At 41.1% G+C, this 18,066-nt stretch carries 13 protein-coding genes and 1 riboswitch; of the genes, 1 reads left to right on the forward strand and 12 read right to left on the reverse strand.

Annotated elements, in window-relative coordinates; all coding sequences use genetic code 11:
- Window positions 1–101: 101 nt before the first annotated feature.
- From H8Z82_RS03175 to H8Z82_RS03230, 12 genes are all read right to left on the reverse strand, one after another.
- On the reverse strand, window positions 102–1,433 hold the full coding sequence (locus H8Z82_RS03175) for a threonine/serine exporter family protein (protein ID WP_019161796.1): 1,332 nt from the start codon (window positions 1,431–1,433) through the stop codon (window positions 102–104).
- A gap of 19 nt (window positions 1,434–1,452) precedes the next feature.
- Window positions 1,453–2,253 carry a DUF4866 domain-containing protein gene (locus H8Z82_RS03180; protein ID WP_186994215.1) on the reverse strand — a complete coding sequence of 267 codons (801 nt, stop codon included), beginning with the start codon at window positions 2,251–2,253 and terminating at the stop codon, window positions 1,453–1,455.
- A gap of 237 nt (window positions 2,254–2,490) precedes the next feature.
- Window positions 2,491–3,672 (reverse strand): iron-containing alcohol dehydrogenase, encoded by a 1,182-nt coding sequence (locus H8Z82_RS03185; RefSeq protein WP_019161798.1) that lies wholly within the window; start codon window positions 3,670–3,672, stop codon window positions 2,491–2,493.
- A 354-nt stretch (window positions 3,673–4,026) separates the two neighbouring features.
- On the reverse strand, window positions 4,027–4,557 hold the full coding sequence (locus tag H8Z82_RS03190) for an O-acetyl-ADP-ribose deacetylase (protein ID WP_186994216.1): 531 nt from the start codon (window positions 4,555–4,557) through the stop codon (window positions 4,027–4,029).
- A 151-nt stretch (window positions 4,558–4,708) separates the two neighbouring features.
- On the reverse strand, window positions 4,709–6,394 hold the full coding sequence (locus H8Z82_RS03195; protein ID WP_186994217.1) for a recombinase family protein: 1,686 nt from the start codon (window positions 6,392–6,394) through the stop codon (window positions 4,709–4,711).
- Between the two features lie 61 nt (window positions 6,395–6,455).
- The gene (locus H8Z82_RS03200; RefSeq protein ID WP_019161803.1) at window positions 6,456–6,641 is read right to left on the reverse strand and encodes a hypothetical protein; all 186 of its coding nucleotides are present in this window, start codon (window positions 6,639–6,641) and stop codon (window positions 6,456–6,458) included.
- 290 nt (window positions 6,642–6,931) lie between these two features.
- Window positions 6,932–7,741, reverse strand: coding sequence for a hypothetical protein (locus tag H8Z82_RS03205; protein ID WP_019161804.1), 810 nt, complete (start codon window positions 7,739–7,741; stop codon window positions 6,932–6,934).
- Between the two features lie 178 nt (window positions 7,742–7,919).
- The gene (locus H8Z82_RS03210; protein ID WP_186994218.1) at window positions 7,920–10,871 is read right to left on the reverse strand and encodes a response regulator; all 2,952 of its coding nucleotides are present in this window, start codon (window positions 10,869–10,871) and stop codon (window positions 7,920–7,922) included.
- A gap of 5 nt (window positions 10,872–10,876) precedes the next feature.
- Window positions 10,877–12,727, reverse strand: a complete 1,851-nt coding sequence (locus tag H8Z82_RS03215; protein WP_186994219.1) for an ABC transporter substrate-binding protein — start codon at window positions 12,725–12,727, stop codon at window positions 10,877–10,879.
- The gene (locus tag H8Z82_RS03220; protein ID WP_186994220.1) at window positions 12,727–14,910 is read right to left on the reverse strand and encodes an ATP-binding response regulator; all 2,184 of its coding nucleotides are present in this window, start codon (window positions 14,908–14,910) and stop codon (window positions 12,727–12,729) included. Before H8Z82_RS03220 ends, H8Z82_RS03215 begins: the two co-directional genes overlap by 1 nt.
- Entirely contained in the window at window positions 14,894–15,709 is an 816-nt protein-coding gene (locus H8Z82_RS03225) for a substrate-binding periplasmic protein (RefSeq protein ID WP_186994221.1), read from the reverse strand. Before H8Z82_RS03225 ends, H8Z82_RS03220 begins: the two co-directional genes overlap by 17 nt.
- A gap of 172 nt (window positions 15,710–15,881) precedes the next feature.
- Window positions 15,882–15,975, reverse strand: a riboswitch (cyclic di-GMP riboswitch).
- A gap of 75 nt (window positions 15,976–16,050) precedes the next feature.
- A complete protein-coding gene (locus tag H8Z82_RS03230; protein WP_186994222.1) occupies window positions 16,051–17,394 on the reverse strand; it encodes an MATE family efflux transporter in 1,344 nt (447 codons plus the stop codon).
- A 212-nt stretch (window positions 17,395–17,606) separates the two neighbouring features.
- On the opposite strand from H8Z82_RS03230, the gene H8Z82_RS03235 reads away from it, so the two are divergent.
- Window positions 17,607–18,065, forward strand: a complete 459-nt coding sequence (locus H8Z82_RS03235; protein WP_186994223.1) for an Lrp/AsnC family transcriptional regulator — start codon at window positions 17,607–17,609, stop codon at window positions 18,063–18,065.
- Window position 18,066 lies beyond the last annotated feature (1 nt).

Raw genomic sequence — 18,066 nt, forward strand, 5'->3', positions numbered from 1 at the left:
TTGTTCATGTTCTTTTCCAACGTTAATTCGTTTTTATATCTTACTCTTGCAGTATTACATTGTCAATCAATATAAAAAATTTCTGGTATATTCGTAGCTTATCAAGTACAGTATCTGAACCCCTTGTCTGTCAGAATACGTGCAAAAATCAGTCCCAGCGGCAGTGCGGCAATAATAAGGATTGCAGATGCAAACCAGGATGCAGCTGCTGATAACGACATGATTCCAAGATTGTAAAATCCTCTGTACAAATACAGACCCGGAACCATGATGACGATTGACGGAACTGTTACAGATATCCTGGGATATCCAACTCTATTCTTCAGCAGAGATGCCAGAAGTCCCGCAGTAAGTGCACCAATAAATGCGGCTGCTGCAGGCGGGATATTTGCAAGATCCACCAGTTCCAGTCTTAGGGTATTGGCCACTGCTCCTATCTCGGCTGCTGCAACTGCCAGATGCACCGGGCTGTTAAACATAATGGAGAATCCAAATACTCCGCAAAAGCTGGCAAGGATCCGGAATAAGATCCACTGTTCTGTAGATAATGACAGTTTCATAAAATCTACTGGTTTCAGATGCAGGATCAGGGCCATGATCCACGCTGACATAGTTGCTACCAGAATGACGATCAAAGCATACATCAGACGTTCCATTCCGGAACGCATATCCAGTTTGGCAAGGTCAATACCACTGGTAATGAATGGAAATCCCGGTATGATGAACAGCATGGCACAGATATATCCGGCCTCATGCTGAACAGAAATCCCAAACAGTATTTCTCCAAGTTTGAGCATACCTGCATATGCAAAACACGCCAGGGATACCGAGGATACAATACATAAGAATAATGTAAAATGATGTTTTGTCAGTTTACAGCGCAGGTAGTTTCCGATCCCTGCACCCACAAATGCACAGAACATCTCGATGGGACCGCCTCCCAGCAGAAAGGTAAATCCACAGCATGCGATTGCTGCTGCAAGTCCCAATGCAGGCGGGGAATAGAGACCATGTGTTTTTTCAATATTATCAAGGAAAGTATGCAGTTGTTCTCCTGACATTTGTTTTCCTTCTGTTTCAAAGTTCCGGATAAAGTGTTCCAAACGGTTTAACTTTAAGGTATTTACTCCGGTATTGGTCAGGCACAGTGACTGGGTAAAGCCTTCTTCTCCGTCATAGCATGTATATTCAATAGACATCAGACCAATATCTGCTGTACATGTAATGCCAAGTGCTTCTGCTAATGCGTTCATGGAACTTCTTACTCTCCAGGCACCGGTACCACATGAGAGAAACATAATCCCCACACGTCCGATAATAGATGCTTTCTCTGCAATACTGGCATCTGAAACAGGTATATTTTCTCCATTTTCATCCGTGTATTCATGCCAGGCAACATCCATATGATTTTTTTTGATCACTTCCTGCGGCATTTTACTCACTTCCTTATTTTTAGAGCAGCAGACTGTCATTTCCTGCTTTTTCCATCATTTTTTCTCTGCATGCCAGTACGATTCCGTCAATCTCGTCTAAATGCTGCAGCATTTTTTTCTCAAATTCATGGATAGGAAGAAGAATTCCAATTTCATCATAGGGTTTATCCGGATTCTCTTTCTTCAGACCTGTTTCCTGTCCGTAGTATACCATGGCTCTTGGGGCTTCTTCCTGAATCTTCTGGAAAGCATCCCATACAACGGCATATGCCTGTGCTTCTGTCAGACCCAGTTTACAGGTATCGGGAAGTGCATAAAGAGCCAGGACACCACGTTTACGGTTATCTTTTTCTTCTGTAATGTTCAGACCTTCTGTATAGGTACGGACAAGATCATAACCATCTGCAAGATACAGCGCAGATCTGGGGGCACATTCATGATGTTCATATGTTTCCTTGAATTTTGCATATTCTCTGGCTGAAACCTTTTCCCCGGGAAGAAGTTCTCCGGCTGCATCTGTAAGGAGCACCGGGTTCTCTCCTGCTTTTCCGTGGAATTTCTTCGGGATCAGATAAGCCTCCCTTAACAGGTCAAACATACTTCTGCCGCATAATTCCAACAGCAGTGCACTGATATCACCGTTCTGGTACGCATGAAACAATACCTGCAGGAAATGATCTCTGTCATTATCTGTCAGACGATGGTCGTCATCTATGTGGTCATAAAAAACTCCGCTTAATCGTCCGGATGCTTCCGGCGAAGCCAAAATTTTAGAAAAAATTGTTTCTACTGCTTCTTCTCTTGGCAAAACTGTACTCATAATTAACTTCCCCTTTCCAATCGTGTCAGATTCTTTTTTCGGTTTTCATTATAGTCTTGCTTTTAGTAATGTCAACATAAAAAGAGGGAATTTTCTGATATCAATTTTACATAGATGCAAGCTAAAAATTATATAAAAAATAAGTGTGTGATTTTGATGGCAAAAAGACATTCCATCCTTCTGACAGGACAAAATGTCTTTTCTGTAACTTTTTGTATTTTCTTTATTAATTAAAAATTAAAAATCAACCTCTGTTCCATAATAAGTGCATGTAAGAAGTTTCTCCATATTTGCAGGATCAATTGCCCTTGGGTTAGAACCTGTGCATGCATCACCAACTGCAAGTTCTGCAATTTTGGCAACTTTTTCTTTAAATTCTTCTTCCTGGATTCCAAAGTCTTTCAGTGTTTTTGGAATATTCAATCTTACATTAAACTCGTCAATCTTCTCGCAGAGACTATTGATCAGAGCCTGCTGGCAGGTTCCTTCCAGTCCCATTCTTCTTGCAATCTCAGCATAACGTTCTGCTGCTGCAGGATTTTTTGCATTGTATCTGATCACATAAGGAAGATAAATTGCATTTGCACATCCATGGGGAATATGTCCAGTGGAGAATGCTGCACCTGTCTTATGTGCCATAGAATGAACAATACCAAGTAGAGCATTGGAAAATGCCATTCCTGCCAGACACTGTGCATAGTGCATCTGCTCACGTGCTGCCATGTTCTTATTATAAGATGCCGGCAGATATGCCAGAACCATCTCAATGGCCTGCAGTGCAAGCGGATCTGTATATGGACAGTGGAGTGTAGAAACATATGCTTCAATTGCATGTGTTAATGCATCCATACCTGTATATGCTACCTGTTTTACCGGAAGTCCCTCAACCAGTTCCGGATCAACAATTGCTACGTCCGGAGTGATATTAAAATCTGCCAGAGGATATTTAATTCCTGTATTATAGTCTGTGATTACTGAAAAAGCTGTAACTTCTGTAGCTGTTCCTGATGTAGACGGAATTGCTGCAAATTTTGCTTTCTGTCGTAATTCAGGAAAACCAAATGGTGTGATAATATCTTCAAATTTTGTATTCGGATATTCATAGAATGTCCACATTGCTTTCGCTGCATCAATTGGGGATCCACCGCCCATAGCTACGATCCAGTCCGGCTGGAATTCCTGCATTACTTTTGCGCCTTTCATTACAGTTTCTACTGATGGATCAGGTTCCACACCTTCGATCAGCTGAACTTCCATTCCGCCTTCTTTTAAATAATTAATTGCCTTATCCAGAAATCCCTGACGTTTCATTGAGCCGCCGCCCACAACAAGAACTGCTTTCGTTCCTTTTAAATTCTTTAATTCTTCGAGGCATCCTTTTCCATGATAAATGTCTCTTGGTAATGTAAATCTTGCCATTGCGTTATCTCCTTTATAAATTATGTCTGTTTACATGTTACTGCAGAAGGCACTCATCTCTTCTGTTCGCTTGCATTATATCATTGTTAAATTTATAACGCAATAGTTTTTTATATCTTTTTGTATTTTGGTGTATTTTATTATTTATTCCTATATTATTTACTGTTTTTCTATATATATTTATTGTTTTTTATTATTTTACTTATATTTTATGTTATTAATTTAACATTATATGTCAGAAGATATTATAAGCTTCCTGCAAAACCAGACACTCCGATAAAATTACAGTACCTTCATTTTTAAACAATAAAAAAAGTTCCAGACTTATCATCTGAAACTCTTTTTGACTATTTTTCATTTACATAGTTTCTTTATCCGTTCCACCTCAGCCTCATAAACCGATTCCGTGTGAGAATCAAAAAGCACCCATTCTACTAGGTCAAATTTATCCAGATGATCCTGCAAAAATTTATTTACGGTATTTACCGCTATCTTTGCTGCCAGTTCGACCGGAAATCTGTATACGCCTGTTGATATGGAAGGGAATGCAATAGACCTGATTCCATTCTCACTTGCCAATTTCATGGAGTTAAAATAACAGCTTGAAAAAAGTTCTTCTTCCCTGTTTTTACCACCATTCCATATAGGTCCTACAGTATGGATCACATACTTACAGGGCAGATGATATGCCTTTGTAATCTTTGCTTCTCCAGTCTCACATCCGTGGAGTGTTCGGCATTCGGCAAGCAGCTTTGGACCAGCGGCTCTGTGAATTGCACCGTCTACGCCACCACCTCCGAGAAGCGAATTGTTTGCAGCATTTACGATTGCCTGTACGTCTGTTATTTTTGTTATGTCATTTTTTATTGTCTTTATCAAATACATTTTTCTTACCTGCTTTCTAACTGAAAAATCAGTATTTTTTCCCTTATGCATAATTGTATCATTTGGAAAAATGATTATCAAGGCAATATAAAAGCCACGCCTTTTTCTTTATTTTTTTAGTATTCGCCATATTTTACACCTGCTACATTATTTACATAATAATTCCTGAATGCATAACATACTCATACCCAGTCTCGGTAATATAAGCTTTTTCCTGTCCCAGTGCCGGAATGACAGCATCAGAGCTATGCAGACTTCCGCTTTTAAATACGATCAACACCTCTGCTTTCTTTTCATTTATGGGAGTGATTTCTATCTTATGAATGGTGTTTTCAATCATAGATCTGGTTATATCCTTGGTTTTTACGTAAGAATATTCTTTTGCATAATCTAATATCTTATCCATCTGATCCAGCAATTCTGCTTTAGATAAGGGCTTTGTGTTTTTCAGTTGTTCCAGATCCTCCTTTTTTTTCGCAATCTGTTGTGTAAAAACCTGGTTTCTGCTGAGAAATTCTGCATCTGAAATATAGCCGCCCATATTGTAATCCAACAACTTATCTCTCTTCTGTTCCAGTGCTGTTATTTCATGCTGCAGGCTGTGTATTTTTTCTTCTGTTCCTTCTGATTTGTTAAGCTCTTTCTCATAAAGCTCCAGATATTTGTGCAGTATATTTTTATTGCTTTGAGCCATATCATTATAAACATCCGATATCATTTTAAGTAGGAGCTCCTCTTTTATCGGTTTGGATTTACAGGAAATTGCCCCATGTTTTATACGATGACTGCATACCCATGTCTTTGCATCTTTTTCACGGACAGTTCTGACTTTCAGCCAATATGCAGCCCCATCTTCGGTACAATGGATAAGCCCTGTAAAAAGGTTGTTCTGCTTATAGGAAGTTTTTTTTGATTTAATATTTTTACTTCTTTCTTCCAAAATCCTGTTGGCATTTTCCCACAGTTTTTCATCTACGATTGCCGGGACATGGGTGCCATCGTCTTTATACATTATCCATTCATTTTCAGGCAGAAACTTCTGCTTCTTAGTAAAAAGGTCAACTATTTTTACTTTTCCGCCAACATAATATCCCTTATATTTAGGGTTTCGGATAATATTGGCAATCACATGGCTGTTAATTCTTCCTCCTTTGTAATTTCTGTAACCGCATTCCCATAAAAATTGTTCCAGCGAATGGGTAGACCAGTTTCCCAGGGCATATTTTTCAAAAATAAGCTGAACCATTTTTGCTTCTTCAGGATTTAAAAACAATTTCCCATTTCGTTTGTCCCATCCGTAAATATGGGAATTGCCAAGAACCACACCATTCTGTATGGATCTGGCATGACCAAAACGTACTCGGCTTGAAAGCTTTCTGCTTTCTTCCTGTGCAATACCAGACATGATTGACAGTCTGAGTTCAGAATCCTCATCCAATGTATTGATGTTGTCGTTCTGAAACCATACGGCTGTTCCGCAGTCCAGCAGTTCTCTTGTATATCGTATACTATCTAATACATTTCGGGCAAAACGGGTAATCTCTTTGGTAATGATGAGGTCAATTTTTCCATCCTTTGCATCCTGGAGCATTCTCTGAAATTCTTCTCTGTGGGTTACAGTAATGCCGGAGATTCCTTCATCTATATAACCATCTATAAATTTCCAATTTTTTACCCCCGAAATTAACTGCTCAAAAAAAGTCCACTGATGCTCAATAGAGGTTTTCTGTTCCTCCTTGTCCGTACTGACACGTGCATAATACGCAACCTTCAGTTCCAGATCAAAGATGCTTTTCTGCCGTAATTTCAGTTCCTCGCGGGTTGCATAGATGTCCATTTTGTTCCTTTCCAAGTCAATCGGATATTCGCAATTGAAGCAGGGGACTTACTTGATTCGATTAACTGATTCGTTCATGGTATTGGTATGAACTGTTTATCTGTTCTTCCCTCTTCATGGCTGCAGTGTCAGATGCAAGCAAAGAAAAGATGTCCTTCTGAATACTGCTGTGCAGTTTTTCGGAAATCTGTCCATTATCCAGCATTTTGTCATTAATCATTGTCAGGACAACCTGTTCCAAGGTCATAAGACTACCTCCTTTCCTATATGCTATCCTTTGCAATTTTGAATGGAACTATTCAAAATTTATAATCTGCATTCCCGCAAATAGCGAAGCGGATTGCGAATATCCGCTTGACTTATTTTTGAGTATTCACAAACAATTCTGGAGTGATACCAATATACAGAGAAACTATTATTAAATAATATTATACAAAGAAGGCGTAAATCCGAATATGAATTTACGCCTTCTTTTTTCTGCTCGAGTCAAGCGGATGAAATATCACAGCCAAACCTTTTGGCAATGAATGGGGGGTATTACTGGAATATTAATGAATTATAATTATGCAGAGGTGACTCCACCTGTCCAAACCACTTAGAAGGAGCTTTGTAGTTAACAGGTTTCTTAGTCGTATGATAAGATACGGAAATCTGGTCGCAAGATGTAAGGTTAACTGTGGAGCCATTTTTGATTTTCTTGTTTGTATATTTTCCATTTTTAGAAGAAACCATATTTATGGAATCTAATACATACCCAGGAGCCATTTTAACATATATTTTTTTCTTGCCCTTTATTTGTTTTTCCTGAATATACATATATCCGTTAAAATAAGATGCGTAATTTTTGGATCCAACCGTAAATTTAGAAAACGGAGATTTTTTCTCAGCTACTTTAATCTTACAGGACAGCTTATACTGCTTTCCATTCTGGGTTACCCGGAATGAAATTGTGGAAGAAGCTCCGGCAAGATCAGTCTCATCAAAAGGCATAAGAGTAGAAGAAAGTTCCAGAGCATTTAAACCTTCTCTTTTGGTTGCCCTAATTTTTTTGTTGGAAGATTTGATATTTGTTATTTTGGCATTAGAACTCAGGTTTCTAATGAAGATATAGCATTCCGGAATATCCAAAATAGTTTTCGCTCCACCATTTCCGTTAGGTCCTCCAAAAGCCCCCACTACACGTACTGTTTGTTTGGCTGCACAGGTGGGTACCTTTGCTTTTGTGGCAGCCTGTACCTCAACAACTGAGTTTATTGGTGTGGGAATCCCTGTTGGACAAAAGCCTGCAACAACCAGAGAGGCAACCAGTATCTTTGCAAAACGTTTCATTTTCTTCTTCATGTTCATGATGAAAATCCTCCTTTGTATTCATCTGATTTTGCTTTCGGTTCTACGAAAACATTATATATTGATATAATCAGAATACTACTCATTTTCGGACTTTTCAATGGCCGCTTAGAAATTTCTTAAAAAAATAAAAACCTGCTAAAAAGTTTTTAACTTTTCTTAGCAGGTTTTTGTTTTACTAATCCGTCAGAATATTTTGCAAGGTATTGATCAATTCCTCTATAACTATTGGCTTGGATAAAAATCCATTCATACCACATGCCAGTGCTTTCTTTCTGTCTTCGTCAAAAGCATTGGCAGTCATGGCAAGGATCGTGATTCCCGCCAGTGAAGGATCATCCAGTGAACGGATCTGCTCAGTAGCCTCATATCCATTCATTACAGGCATCTGCACATCCATAAGCACCAGGTCATAATCACCTTGTGTTGAATTCTTAACTTTCTCCACAGCCTCTGCTCCATCTTCCGCTGTATCAACCCGAAAACCATATTCACTAAGGAGCGCTACTGCAATTTCACTGTTCAGTTCATTATCTTCCACAAGCAGTATGCGCCTGCCTCTGAAATCTGAATCTGCTGCCGGAAGAACATTATCCTCTGCCTCAGCCTGCTTCTGGCCGATTGCAGCCATCAGAGTCTCTCTGATATCTGACATAAACATAGGTTTTGCACAGAATGCAGTCACCCCTGCTGCCCTGGCTTCCACTTCAATATCTGACCAGTCATAAGCAGTCAGGATAATGATCGGCGTATCGTCACCAAGACTACGGATCTGACGGGTAACTTCAATGCCGTTCATATCCGGCAAACGCCAGTCGATGATATAAGCGTGGAATGCATCCCCCATTTCCACAGACTGCCGTGCACGGAGAACAGCCTCCTTACCGGAAAGTGTCCATTCCGAACGCATTCCAACCTTTACAAGCATCTTAGTCACACTGTCACAGGTATTAAAATCATCGTCTACGACCAATGCCTTCAGACCTTCCAGTTCTGCGATTTTCTCTATACGGTGACTCTCAGGCTGGATCCGCAATGGCAGACGGATAATAAATTCAGTACCTTTTCCCTGTTCTGTCTGAACCTCAATGGTTCCGCCCATCATATCCACGATGTTTTTGGTAATGGCCATGCCCAGCCCAGTACCCTGAGTCCTGCTTACAGTGGAAGTCCGCTCTCTCTCAAAAGGAGAAAAGATCTTCTGTACAAATTTCTGACTCATGCCGATTCCGTTATCCTTTACCCGGATTTCGTACAGTTCACAGCCTCTCTGCGTCCCCGGATACTCTCTCAGCCGGACAGAAACGGTTCCGCCTGCAGGAGTAAACTTGATCGCATTGGACAAAAGATTCAGCAGTACCTGATTCAGTCGTGTCTTGTCACAATAAACATCCTCATTGGTAACATCCATGACATCCATGTAAAGTTCCAGCTGTTTCGCATGGATCTGTCCGCTGATAATAGTTTTCAGATCATGAAGAACCTCTGACAGACTGACTTCCGTTTCTTCCAGATGAATCTTTCCGCTCTCAATACGGCTCATATCCAGGATATCATTGATCAGTGAGAGCAGATGATTACTGGAGGAAAGAATCTTACCCAGATAATCCCGTACCCTTTCTTTATCATCAATGTTGCTTACAGCCAGTGTGGTAAAACCAATGATCGCATTCATTGGTGTCCGGATATCGTGAGACATATTGGAAAGGAAGGTGCTCTTTGCCTTGTTTGCAGTCTCCGCAGCGCGGACCGCCTCAGAAAGCGCCTGATTCATTTTTCTGTCAGAGGTACGATCTGACATAACCAGGATATATTTCTTTTTCCCGTTTACCTCGCTGCCCATTGCAACATTATGAAACCAGCGGTGTTCTCCTGTTTTCTGATGAACATATTCAAAATCCCATTCCTGCTGCTCATGAACCTGGATTTCTTCCAGATAATTCTTCTCCGGATCTTCAACATCCCCGGGATGCAGTTTTCCCAGGACACAAATATCTTTACGGATCTGTTCTACTGTAATACCCAGCAATTTTTCCACATTGGGACTGACGTAATCTGCTTTATATGTTTTGGCATCCAGCATCAGGAAAACATCATCCACACTCATTGACAGCTTTTGAAACAGCTCGTCCCTGTAAAGGATCTCCGTATCCTTTCTCTTCAGGTTTACCCTGTTTTTCCAGAGAATAATTCCAATAAAAAGACCGGCAATACACACCGCTACTGCACTTACAAGCAGCATCGTGCTACGCTGCAGAACATTCATACTGGCATTAACGATATCAGCCTGGACAAGTCCCAGAAAGATCCAGTCCTGAGGTTTGGATTTCTCATAGACCAGATAGTAATCCTTTCCATCCAGATTTATCAGCATTGCATCTGTATGTCCTTCCTTAAACTCTTCTGAAAGTTTAAGGATCTCTTTTTCAGACATATTGGAATGCTCTCTCAGAATCCCAAAGAAATTATAAACCTCTCCCCATGACTCAGAGGAATGATCCACAACAACACGACCATCCGGATGAACCACATAACTCTGGGCATTTCCATTAAAAGCAGAAATATTCAGCACATTTACGATATCAGAGTTTTCATAGGCAATGGCAATTGCATCATATTCAAAGCCCTGATAATTTCCATGAGGCTTGGGAGTGGCAAAAACAAGGAGCTGGGATTTTCCGGGAACTGTTGCATTGGTTATCACATCATTTCCCTGCCGGATCTCATCTTCAATATTTTCCTGTAATCCCAGATAGCCGGTTTTACCTGTTACCATCTTATAGTTCCCGTCCGCTGACAGGAAATAAAAATCTAAAAAGCCTGCATCTTCCTGTGCTTTCTCTATATACTCACGAATTTCACTTTCATCGGAAGTGTTCTGCAGATATTCTCCCCATATATGGAGATAAGTCAGATTCTTATTTGTCAGCTCACTTAGCATATTATCAGACTGATGAAAAATTTCTGTCAGGTGAGAAACACTTTCCTCATAAACAGTCTTCGATACAAACCCCAAATATTGGAAAACAGTCAAAAGGATTCCAACAAATAGGGCAATAAGAACTGCTGCATTCCATCGTTTTCTCACAACCCGTTTCTTTCTGTTTGTATTATGATTCTTAACATCCATTCTTCTCACCTCAGAGTAATGTAGTCTTCAGGCTCTGCAAGAATGGCATTACCATCTGAAACATATGTTGTCCAGGTATCTTCCACAGAGGTATCCCCTCCGTCAAATGCAATATTTTCCTCTGCCGCATAAGCTTCCATATATTGTGGTGCTGCAAGGCAGGTCACAGTAAAAGCATCCTTGTCCTGAATCTGTTTTCCATTCTTTGTAACTTTACTCAATGTATAACCATCATCCGTTTCCGTGACTTCTACAGAAATACCACTGAACACAGGCAGAGAGCCGCGGTTAAAGGGGATAAAGCCTCCCTGGCAGCCTTCTACGAAGTTTCTGACCGTTTCCTTCAGTTCTGCCCCACTCATTTCGCTGCTGTAAGCGAAAAGCTCGTTTGGCATAATCATGTTGCCCGCCATTTTTTCTGTATAACCGGCCTTCAGTACATTTCCCGTAAAGCTGTTTCCTGTTGCAATCAGCACATCCGTCCCATAAATACCGCGCAAAGTGTTTGCCATAACAGAATAGGCTTCATTGCCTCCGCTGGTATGGAAACGATTGGAATAAGTTTTCTTTGAATCCAACACAATATCCTCAGAAGTGGATTTTTCTTCAAGAAGCTGGGAATTAAATGACTGATAAGCCTGCTCTGCATTATATTCTCCTGAGAGCATCTTAGACACCACATCCCTGGAAATGGAAAAAAAGTCATTTGACGCAATACGGATATACATATGGTTTTCTTCAATCACAGGTTTCACATCCTTCAGATATTCCGTAAGCCGGAAATCCACATCCTGGCTATAGCTTAACAGATCCTGCCCATCATAAATGATCCGGTTCTGCGCATCCTCTGAAAGCATTGTGCTCAGTACCTTCATTGCTTTCTGCCGACGTGTTTCATCCTTTGTCAGGTCACGGTTTAAAGCTATCTGGAAATATGGTGTAGTCATCAGCCACTTTTCGCCGTTCTGCTGAAAGAATGGCAGGAATGTTGTGTTAATGCCCTGATCCTGGAACATTTTTACACCGGCAGAACTGCCGAAATACATGGCAAGCTTACCACTTTTGTACATCTCAACCACATCATCATAATTCATATCCAGATCATCCTGGCTCAGCCCTGTATCCTGAATAAACTGCTCCATACGTTCAAAAGCCTCCGGCCAGACGGTACTGTCCAGACCTTCTCTCTTTGTATTATCAGGGTCACTGTAGATGGTACGCCACTTACGTCCATCCACAGAAGACAGCTCTGATGCAGACAGACCCTGCAGTGTTTCCATACAGGTATAATCATAGTAATAGTCTGCAGTAAACCCACGGATACCCACCTCATCAAATGCCTGGCAGGCAGAAATGAAGCTTTCATAATCCGTTGGAAGAGGAATATCATACTTTTCAAAAAGATCTTTGTTTACTACAAAGCCATGGGCATCTGCACACACAGGAAGCCAGTTTACGCTGCCATCCTGATTTCTGAAACTGTTAAGGTATGTATCATAGACAGCACCTGCAGCATTGGTTGTGGAAAGATCCATCAGACTGTCTTTCAGAGGACTTGCATCATGCAGGGAAAACCTGCAGCAGGTTATAATATCCGGCAATCCGCCATTTTCATTTAGAAAACGATAGAAATCCAGATCATTATTGCCTACTACAAATTCAACGTTGATATCCGAAAGCTGTTCCTGGATGTATGGCGCATATTTTTCATACAGCTTTGTAGTCCATAAATACACGGTGATGGTTTCTGCATCTTCTTTTTCCGCACTTTTCCCGCCACAGCCAGACAGAAGTGACATAACCGTCACCATCACCAAAAGTACAGAAACTAACCTGTTCCATTTTTTCTTTTTCATTATAACTGCTCCCTCTGATTGTGTTTTACTAACTCATTGATTACTTTTACTAATAATTTCCTATCAACAGGCTTGGCAATATGTTCATCCATTCCCGCTTCCTTTGCTCTCATTCTGTCCTCAATGAACGCATTTGCTGTCATTGCAATGATCGGTATCACTTTTGCATCCTCTCTGTCCAGAGAGCGGATCATCTTTGCTGCTTCATATCCATTCATGACAGGCATCATAATATCCATAAGAATGACATCAAATTCTCCAGAACTGCTTTTTCTGAATATGTCAACAGCCTCCTGCCCATTCCATGCTTTGGTCACCACAGTGCCTTCATTCTGAAGCACAAATTCTGCAATCTCCATATTCAGCTCATTATCCTCTGTCAGAAGAACATGGAGCCCCTGGATAGATGTTTCCGTTTTTTCTTCCGTTTCAGTCCTGTCCTTCCTATCTGTGTCAATCCGGAATGGAATCCGGATCACAAATGTAGTCCCTGTGCCTTCTTTACTTTCAAAGGAAATGGTTCCGCCCATTTTCTCTACCAGTTTTTTTGTGATTGGCATTCCCAGTCCTGTTCCGGCGAATTTTGTGCGGCTTCCTGCATGTTCCTGTGCAAATGGTTCAAAAATGCGTTTCTGGAATGCCTCTGTCATTCCAATTCCGGTATCTCTGCAGACAAATTCCAATGTGGTCATTGCTGTCTGTTCCGATGGGATTTCCCGACAGCTGATATAGACATATCCGTTTTCTTTGTTATATTTCACCGCATTGGACAGAATATTCATCAGGATCCGCTTCACATGCACCGGACTTCCGATAAGATTCCAGTGTGTAACTTCTTTTTCTTCCCAAAGGATCCGGATATTCTGCTCTGCAGCCATCTGTTCAATCACACCCAGTATTTCCTCAGAAATACTGTTCAGATTAAATGGGATTTCTTCCAGAATCACTTCATCTGACTCCAGTTTGCTCATGTCCAGAACCTCGTTTATCAGTTCCAACAACAGATGGGATGCCTCTTTGATCTTTGCCCTGCATTCCGTCTGTTTCTTCATATCCTCTGCATAATGGTCTGCCACATCGATCATGCCGCAGATTCCATTGATCGGTGTCCGGATATCATGGCTCATTCGCTGTAGAAACTCGGTTTTTGCCTCATTGGCTGCTTCTGCTTTTTTTGCTGCTCTCAGAAGTTCTGCTTTATATTTTTCATCTTTTTCCTGTTCATGTTTCCGGTGTGCCAGATCCGCTCTGTATCCCCAGAAGCAGAATATACCGAATATGAGTAAATAAAGAAAAACGACAGCTGTTACACTTAGCGGCAGGTTACGGAATACTTCTGTATCCGGAAGATATGCGTAGATATAATAATCACGCTGCTTAAGCATGATTCCATAACATCCGGTTCCTTCCTTCCTCAAATGATAGATATGCTGACTGTCTGTATGCTTTTTCATTGCCTGAACAACTTCGTTGTCGGCTGTATTCTGCCCCAGCAGACTCTCATCATTGCTGGCAACAACAATCCCATCGTCTGCAACAATAACCGTTCCATCTTTCTGGATACTATAACCATTTAAAAGCCCTTGTATCGTCAGTGTATAGTTTCTGGCAAATTCAGGAGGTGTGTAATAGTAGATTGCCACAATACCCGGTGCATCTTTTCTGGCACAGGCTGCAATATCAATATAGGATCCGTCTTCCCTGGTAAACCGTTCCGAATAAGATCTTTCTTCATATCCGGCAAAATCCATGATAATGTCCTTTTGCAGATATGCCGTAATCTCACCGGTCAGAGACTCATCCATGCTGTATTCGCAGTCCGTCTTTCCAACTGCATCCAGCACAAGGATACCATCCACCCAGAGAGTCTGAAGATTTTCTTTTAGGAACTCCTGGCTCAGATGACCGCCGTTTTCTATTTCCATATCGATATTCGTACTCATCTGTCTGGCACTTTCAATCGCACGGAGGAGACTTTTGGATTCCGAAGATTCATTATAATGGGTGTAGGTGGAACACTGCACTTTGACATAATTTACAATCTCTACCATTCTTTTCTCTGCTTCCGCTTTCTCCGCATGAAAGAAATAAAACAGAGAAACTAATGCCACACAGATTCCAATCAGACCACCGAACAGCTGGATTCGTTTTTCTTTTTTCTTTCTCTTAATATCCAAGATCATCCACCTCCAGATACTTCTGGGGATCATCCAGATATTTTTTAATAATTTTCAGGGAGGTGCCATCCTGACGCATTTCTTCCAGCGTCTGATCCATCTGCTCACAGATTCCCCTGTCATCCTCTTTTGCAAAAGCAACACCTATCCCGACGACCATCAGTGGCTCTTCCAGGATACGGAAGCTTGCGTCATAATCTTTCATGTACTGGACAATGGATTCCTCATGTGCAGCAACTGCATCCACATATCCTTTCCCCAGAAAGGTATAGATCAGTTCCCTGTGCCCAAGACTGATCAGATTGCCCAGTTTGGGGATTCTCTCATCTGTCCGGTTCAGAAAGATGCCCTCCGGTTTGGTTGTGGACTGGACGGCAAGGTTCTTTCCCTCCAGGTCACTTAGTTTATAGATATCACTGCTCTCATTTACAGCAACTACCTGGCGGCTTGCTATGTAGGGCCCTGCCCAGCGGTAATCGTCAAGGCGTCCTTCCATGGAAAAGCAGCCCATAATACAGTCAATCTCTCCGCTTTCTACCAGCTCTTTTTTCTTCTCCCAGTTGATCTGGACAACCTCCACCTGATATCCCATTCTTCTGAAAGCTTCTGTAGCCAGTTCCACATCAATTCCTGTGGGGATTCCATCTTCATTCAGATAATTGTATGGCGGATAACTGTCACTGCCCAGGGTGATAACGGGCTTTTCTCTTTCTTTTTTAGTGGTATTTGTGTTTTTGCACCCTGCCAGGGATGCCGCTATAATTCCCACAAGCAGAATGCCTGCAATCACTTTTTTTCCTTTCATCTTGTCTCCATTCCTGCTGTTCTTTTCTATTGTCCCTTAAACCAAATCAGGTAAATCCACTGCGGAGGTTATGAATATCCGCTTGAAGCAAAAAAAAGTTCCTTGTAAAAAATTTTACAGGAACTTTTTCCATAATACCATTTAACATTTACCTTTTATTATTACTGAGGCATGATGCAACCGGCTGGCATGGCCAGATTTCAGTCTGACTTTAGCTCCTTCTGGCTTTGTGTCCCGACTTTTCAACCGGTTTACCAATAAATGCCATAAAAAAATCTTTTTTTATTATAGCACTCATACTATATCATGTCTATAAGAAAATATACCTCTTACCGGGATTATTACCGGGATGGAACTTCTTCATCAACCGGCCATGATTTTCTAAGTGCCCCATAGGAGATCAGAAAATTCGCAAGCCAGCCGGCCGGTACAGCAAGCCAGACAAATGCAATCCCGTAACGCGGCGCAAAGATCAAAGCCACTGACAGACGTATTGCAAGGTTTACCATATTGGCAATAAGAAACGGGCGCATGATTCCAAGCCCACGGAGAACTCCATCTGTTGCCATCTTAATACCCATAAAAATAAAGAAATATCCCAGCCATTTCATATAATCCCCGGACACCTGATATGCCAGAGCAGTTCCATCTTTTCCAAGGAATAAGGAAGAAATTGGGGTGTGCAGTGTTTCAATGACTATGAAAGCAAGGACTGCGAAACACAGGTCCAACACCAGTGCAGCATGGTATCCTTTTTTGATACGTTCAATTTTCTTTGCTCCAAGATTCTGGGAAACATAGGGCGAAACCGCATTGCCAATGGATACAAATATCAGTGAAAAAACATTCTCTACTCTCATGGTTGCCGCATAACCTGCCAGTGCCTGTGTACCGAATGGATTTACAACTGCCTGTACGATCATCATACCAATCGACACTGTAGACTGCTGAAGAACCGATGGTACTGCAATCCGAAGCATGGAATGTAACTCCTGCCTGTCAAACCAGTTGAAACGGCTTTTATATCGACGCATCCGGCTAAAGAAAATCAAAAGCGAAAACACTGCGGAAATTCCCTGCGCAATGAGAGTTGCGAGGGCAGCACCGAACACCCCCAGCCCTAAACCAGCCACCATCCAAAGATCCATAACAATATTCAAAACAGAAGAAAATATCAAAAGCCCCAGCGGAATCTTAGATTCACCGATGGAGTTGAACATTGTTGAAAGGATATTGTACATAAACAGAAAGGGAAATCCCACAAAATAAACACGCAGATACAGTACTGCTTCATCCAGTATGTCAGCAGGTGTTTGTAATAAGCTCATCATAAAATGAGAAAAGCCAAAGCCCAAAAACCCCAGAAGTATACTCAGAATCAGAAAACTAATCAATGATGTTGACACAATTGTTTTCATTTTGCTATAATTTTGGGCTCCAAAATAGCGGCTCACAAGTACACCGGCTCCTACACCGGCACCCAATGCTACACAGATAAAAACATTCGTCAAAGCTGCACAGGCTCCAACTGCCGCAAGTGCAGAGGATCCCACAAACTGACCAACAATGATAGAATCCGCCATATTATATACTTGTTGAAAAAAACTTCCGAGAATCATCGGCATTGCAAAAACAGTCAGTGCTTTAAGAGGGGCATCTGTGATTAAATATTCATCTTTTGACATTCTCATTTTCCTCCATAAATTTCTGCTTTTTATCCGAAATCACAATCGCATTTTCAAAACGTAAGTTTTAGATTTCGTTACGCAACAATTATATGCAGTTACAGTAAATAAGTCAAGCAGCTGTTTACTTTTAGTAATATAAATGATATGATATTTAAGAAAATCTGCTACCAGACGGATATTATTTTATATTATTTTACAGGAGGGAACTTATGTATCTGGACGGTTTAGATGAAATGGATCAGAAAATTATCCGGCTGCTTATAGAAAATGCACGTATCTCCTACTCTGATATTGGTGAAGAAACCGGTATTTCCAGAGTGGCAGTAAAAGCCCGTATCCAGGCTTTGGAGAAAAGAGGCGTAATCGAAGAATATACAACAATTATTAATCCGCAAAAAATCAGTGGGGCTGTATCATGCTATTTTGAAATTGAAACAAAACCGGAGTACCTGTCGCAGGTAACAGATATATTGTACAAAAATGATACAGTTACTCAGATTTACCGTGTCACAGGAAGAGACAAGCTTCATGTACATGCAGTTGCTTCCTCAGGTGATGAAATGGAACAGTTCCTGCACAATGTCATTGATACACTGCCCGGCATTATCAGCTGCAGCTGCAATATAATTTTATCACGCATTAAAGATATTAAAGGTTTGAGACTATAGA

This window comes from Blautia difficilis, assembly GCF_014297245.1.
In the GTDB taxonomy this organism is placed as follows: domain Bacteria; phylum Bacillota; class Clostridia; order Lachnospirales; family Lachnospiraceae; genus Blautia_A; species Blautia_A difficilis.

What these genes read in the sequence shown, in the direction of transcription:
- H8Z82_RS03205 (WP_019161804.1), bottom strand. Translation starts at nt 7,741, where the DNA reads ATGAACATGAAGAAGAAAATGAAACGTTTTGCAAAGATACTGGTTGCC.
- H8Z82_RS03175 (WP_019161796.1), bottom strand. Translation starts at nt 1,433, where the DNA reads ATGCCGCAGGAAGTGATCAAAAAAAATCATATGGATGTTGCCTGGCAT.
- H8Z82_RS03225 (WP_186994221.1), bottom strand. Translation starts at nt 15,709, where the DNA reads ATGAAAGGAAAAAAAGTGATTGCAGGCATTCTGCTTGTGGGAATTATA.
- H8Z82_RS03180 (WP_186994215.1), bottom strand. Translation starts at nt 2,253, where the DNA reads ATGAGTACAGTTTTGCCAAGAGAAGAAGCAGTAGAAACAATTTTTTCT.
- H8Z82_RS03210 (WP_186994218.1), bottom strand. Translation starts at nt 10,871, where the DNA reads ATGGATGTTAAGAATCATAATACAAACAGAAAGAAACGGGTTGTGAGA.
- H8Z82_RS03235 (WP_186994223.1), top strand. Translation starts at nt 17,607, where the DNA reads ATGTATCTGGACGGTTTAGATGAAATGGATCAGAAAATTATCCGGCTG.
- H8Z82_RS03230 (WP_186994222.1), bottom strand. Translation starts at nt 17,394, where the DNA reads ATGTCAAAAGATGAATATTTAATCACAGATGCCCCTCTTAAAGCACTG.
- H8Z82_RS03195 (WP_186994217.1), bottom strand. Translation starts at nt 6,394, where the DNA reads ATGGACATCTATGCAACCCGCGAGGAACTGAAATTACGGCAGAAAAGC.
- H8Z82_RS03215 (WP_186994219.1), bottom strand. Translation starts at nt 12,727, where the DNA reads ATGAAAAAGAAAAAATGGAACAGGTTAGTTTCTGTACTTTTGGTGATG.
- H8Z82_RS03220 (WP_186994220.1), bottom strand. Translation starts at nt 14,910, where the DNA reads ATGATCTTGGATATTAAGAGAAAGAAAAAAGAAAAACGAATCCAGCTG.
- H8Z82_RS03185 (WP_019161798.1), bottom strand. Translation starts at nt 3,672, where the DNA reads ATGGCAAGATTTACATTACCAAGAGACATTTATCATGGAAAAGGATGC.
- H8Z82_RS03190 (WP_186994216.1), bottom strand. Translation starts at nt 4,557, where the DNA reads ATGTATTTGATAAAGACAATAAAAAATGACATAACAAAAATAACAGAC.
- H8Z82_RS03200 (WP_019161803.1), bottom strand. Translation starts at nt 6,641, where the DNA reads ATGACCTTGGAACAGGTTGTCCTGACAATGATTAATGACAAAATGCTG.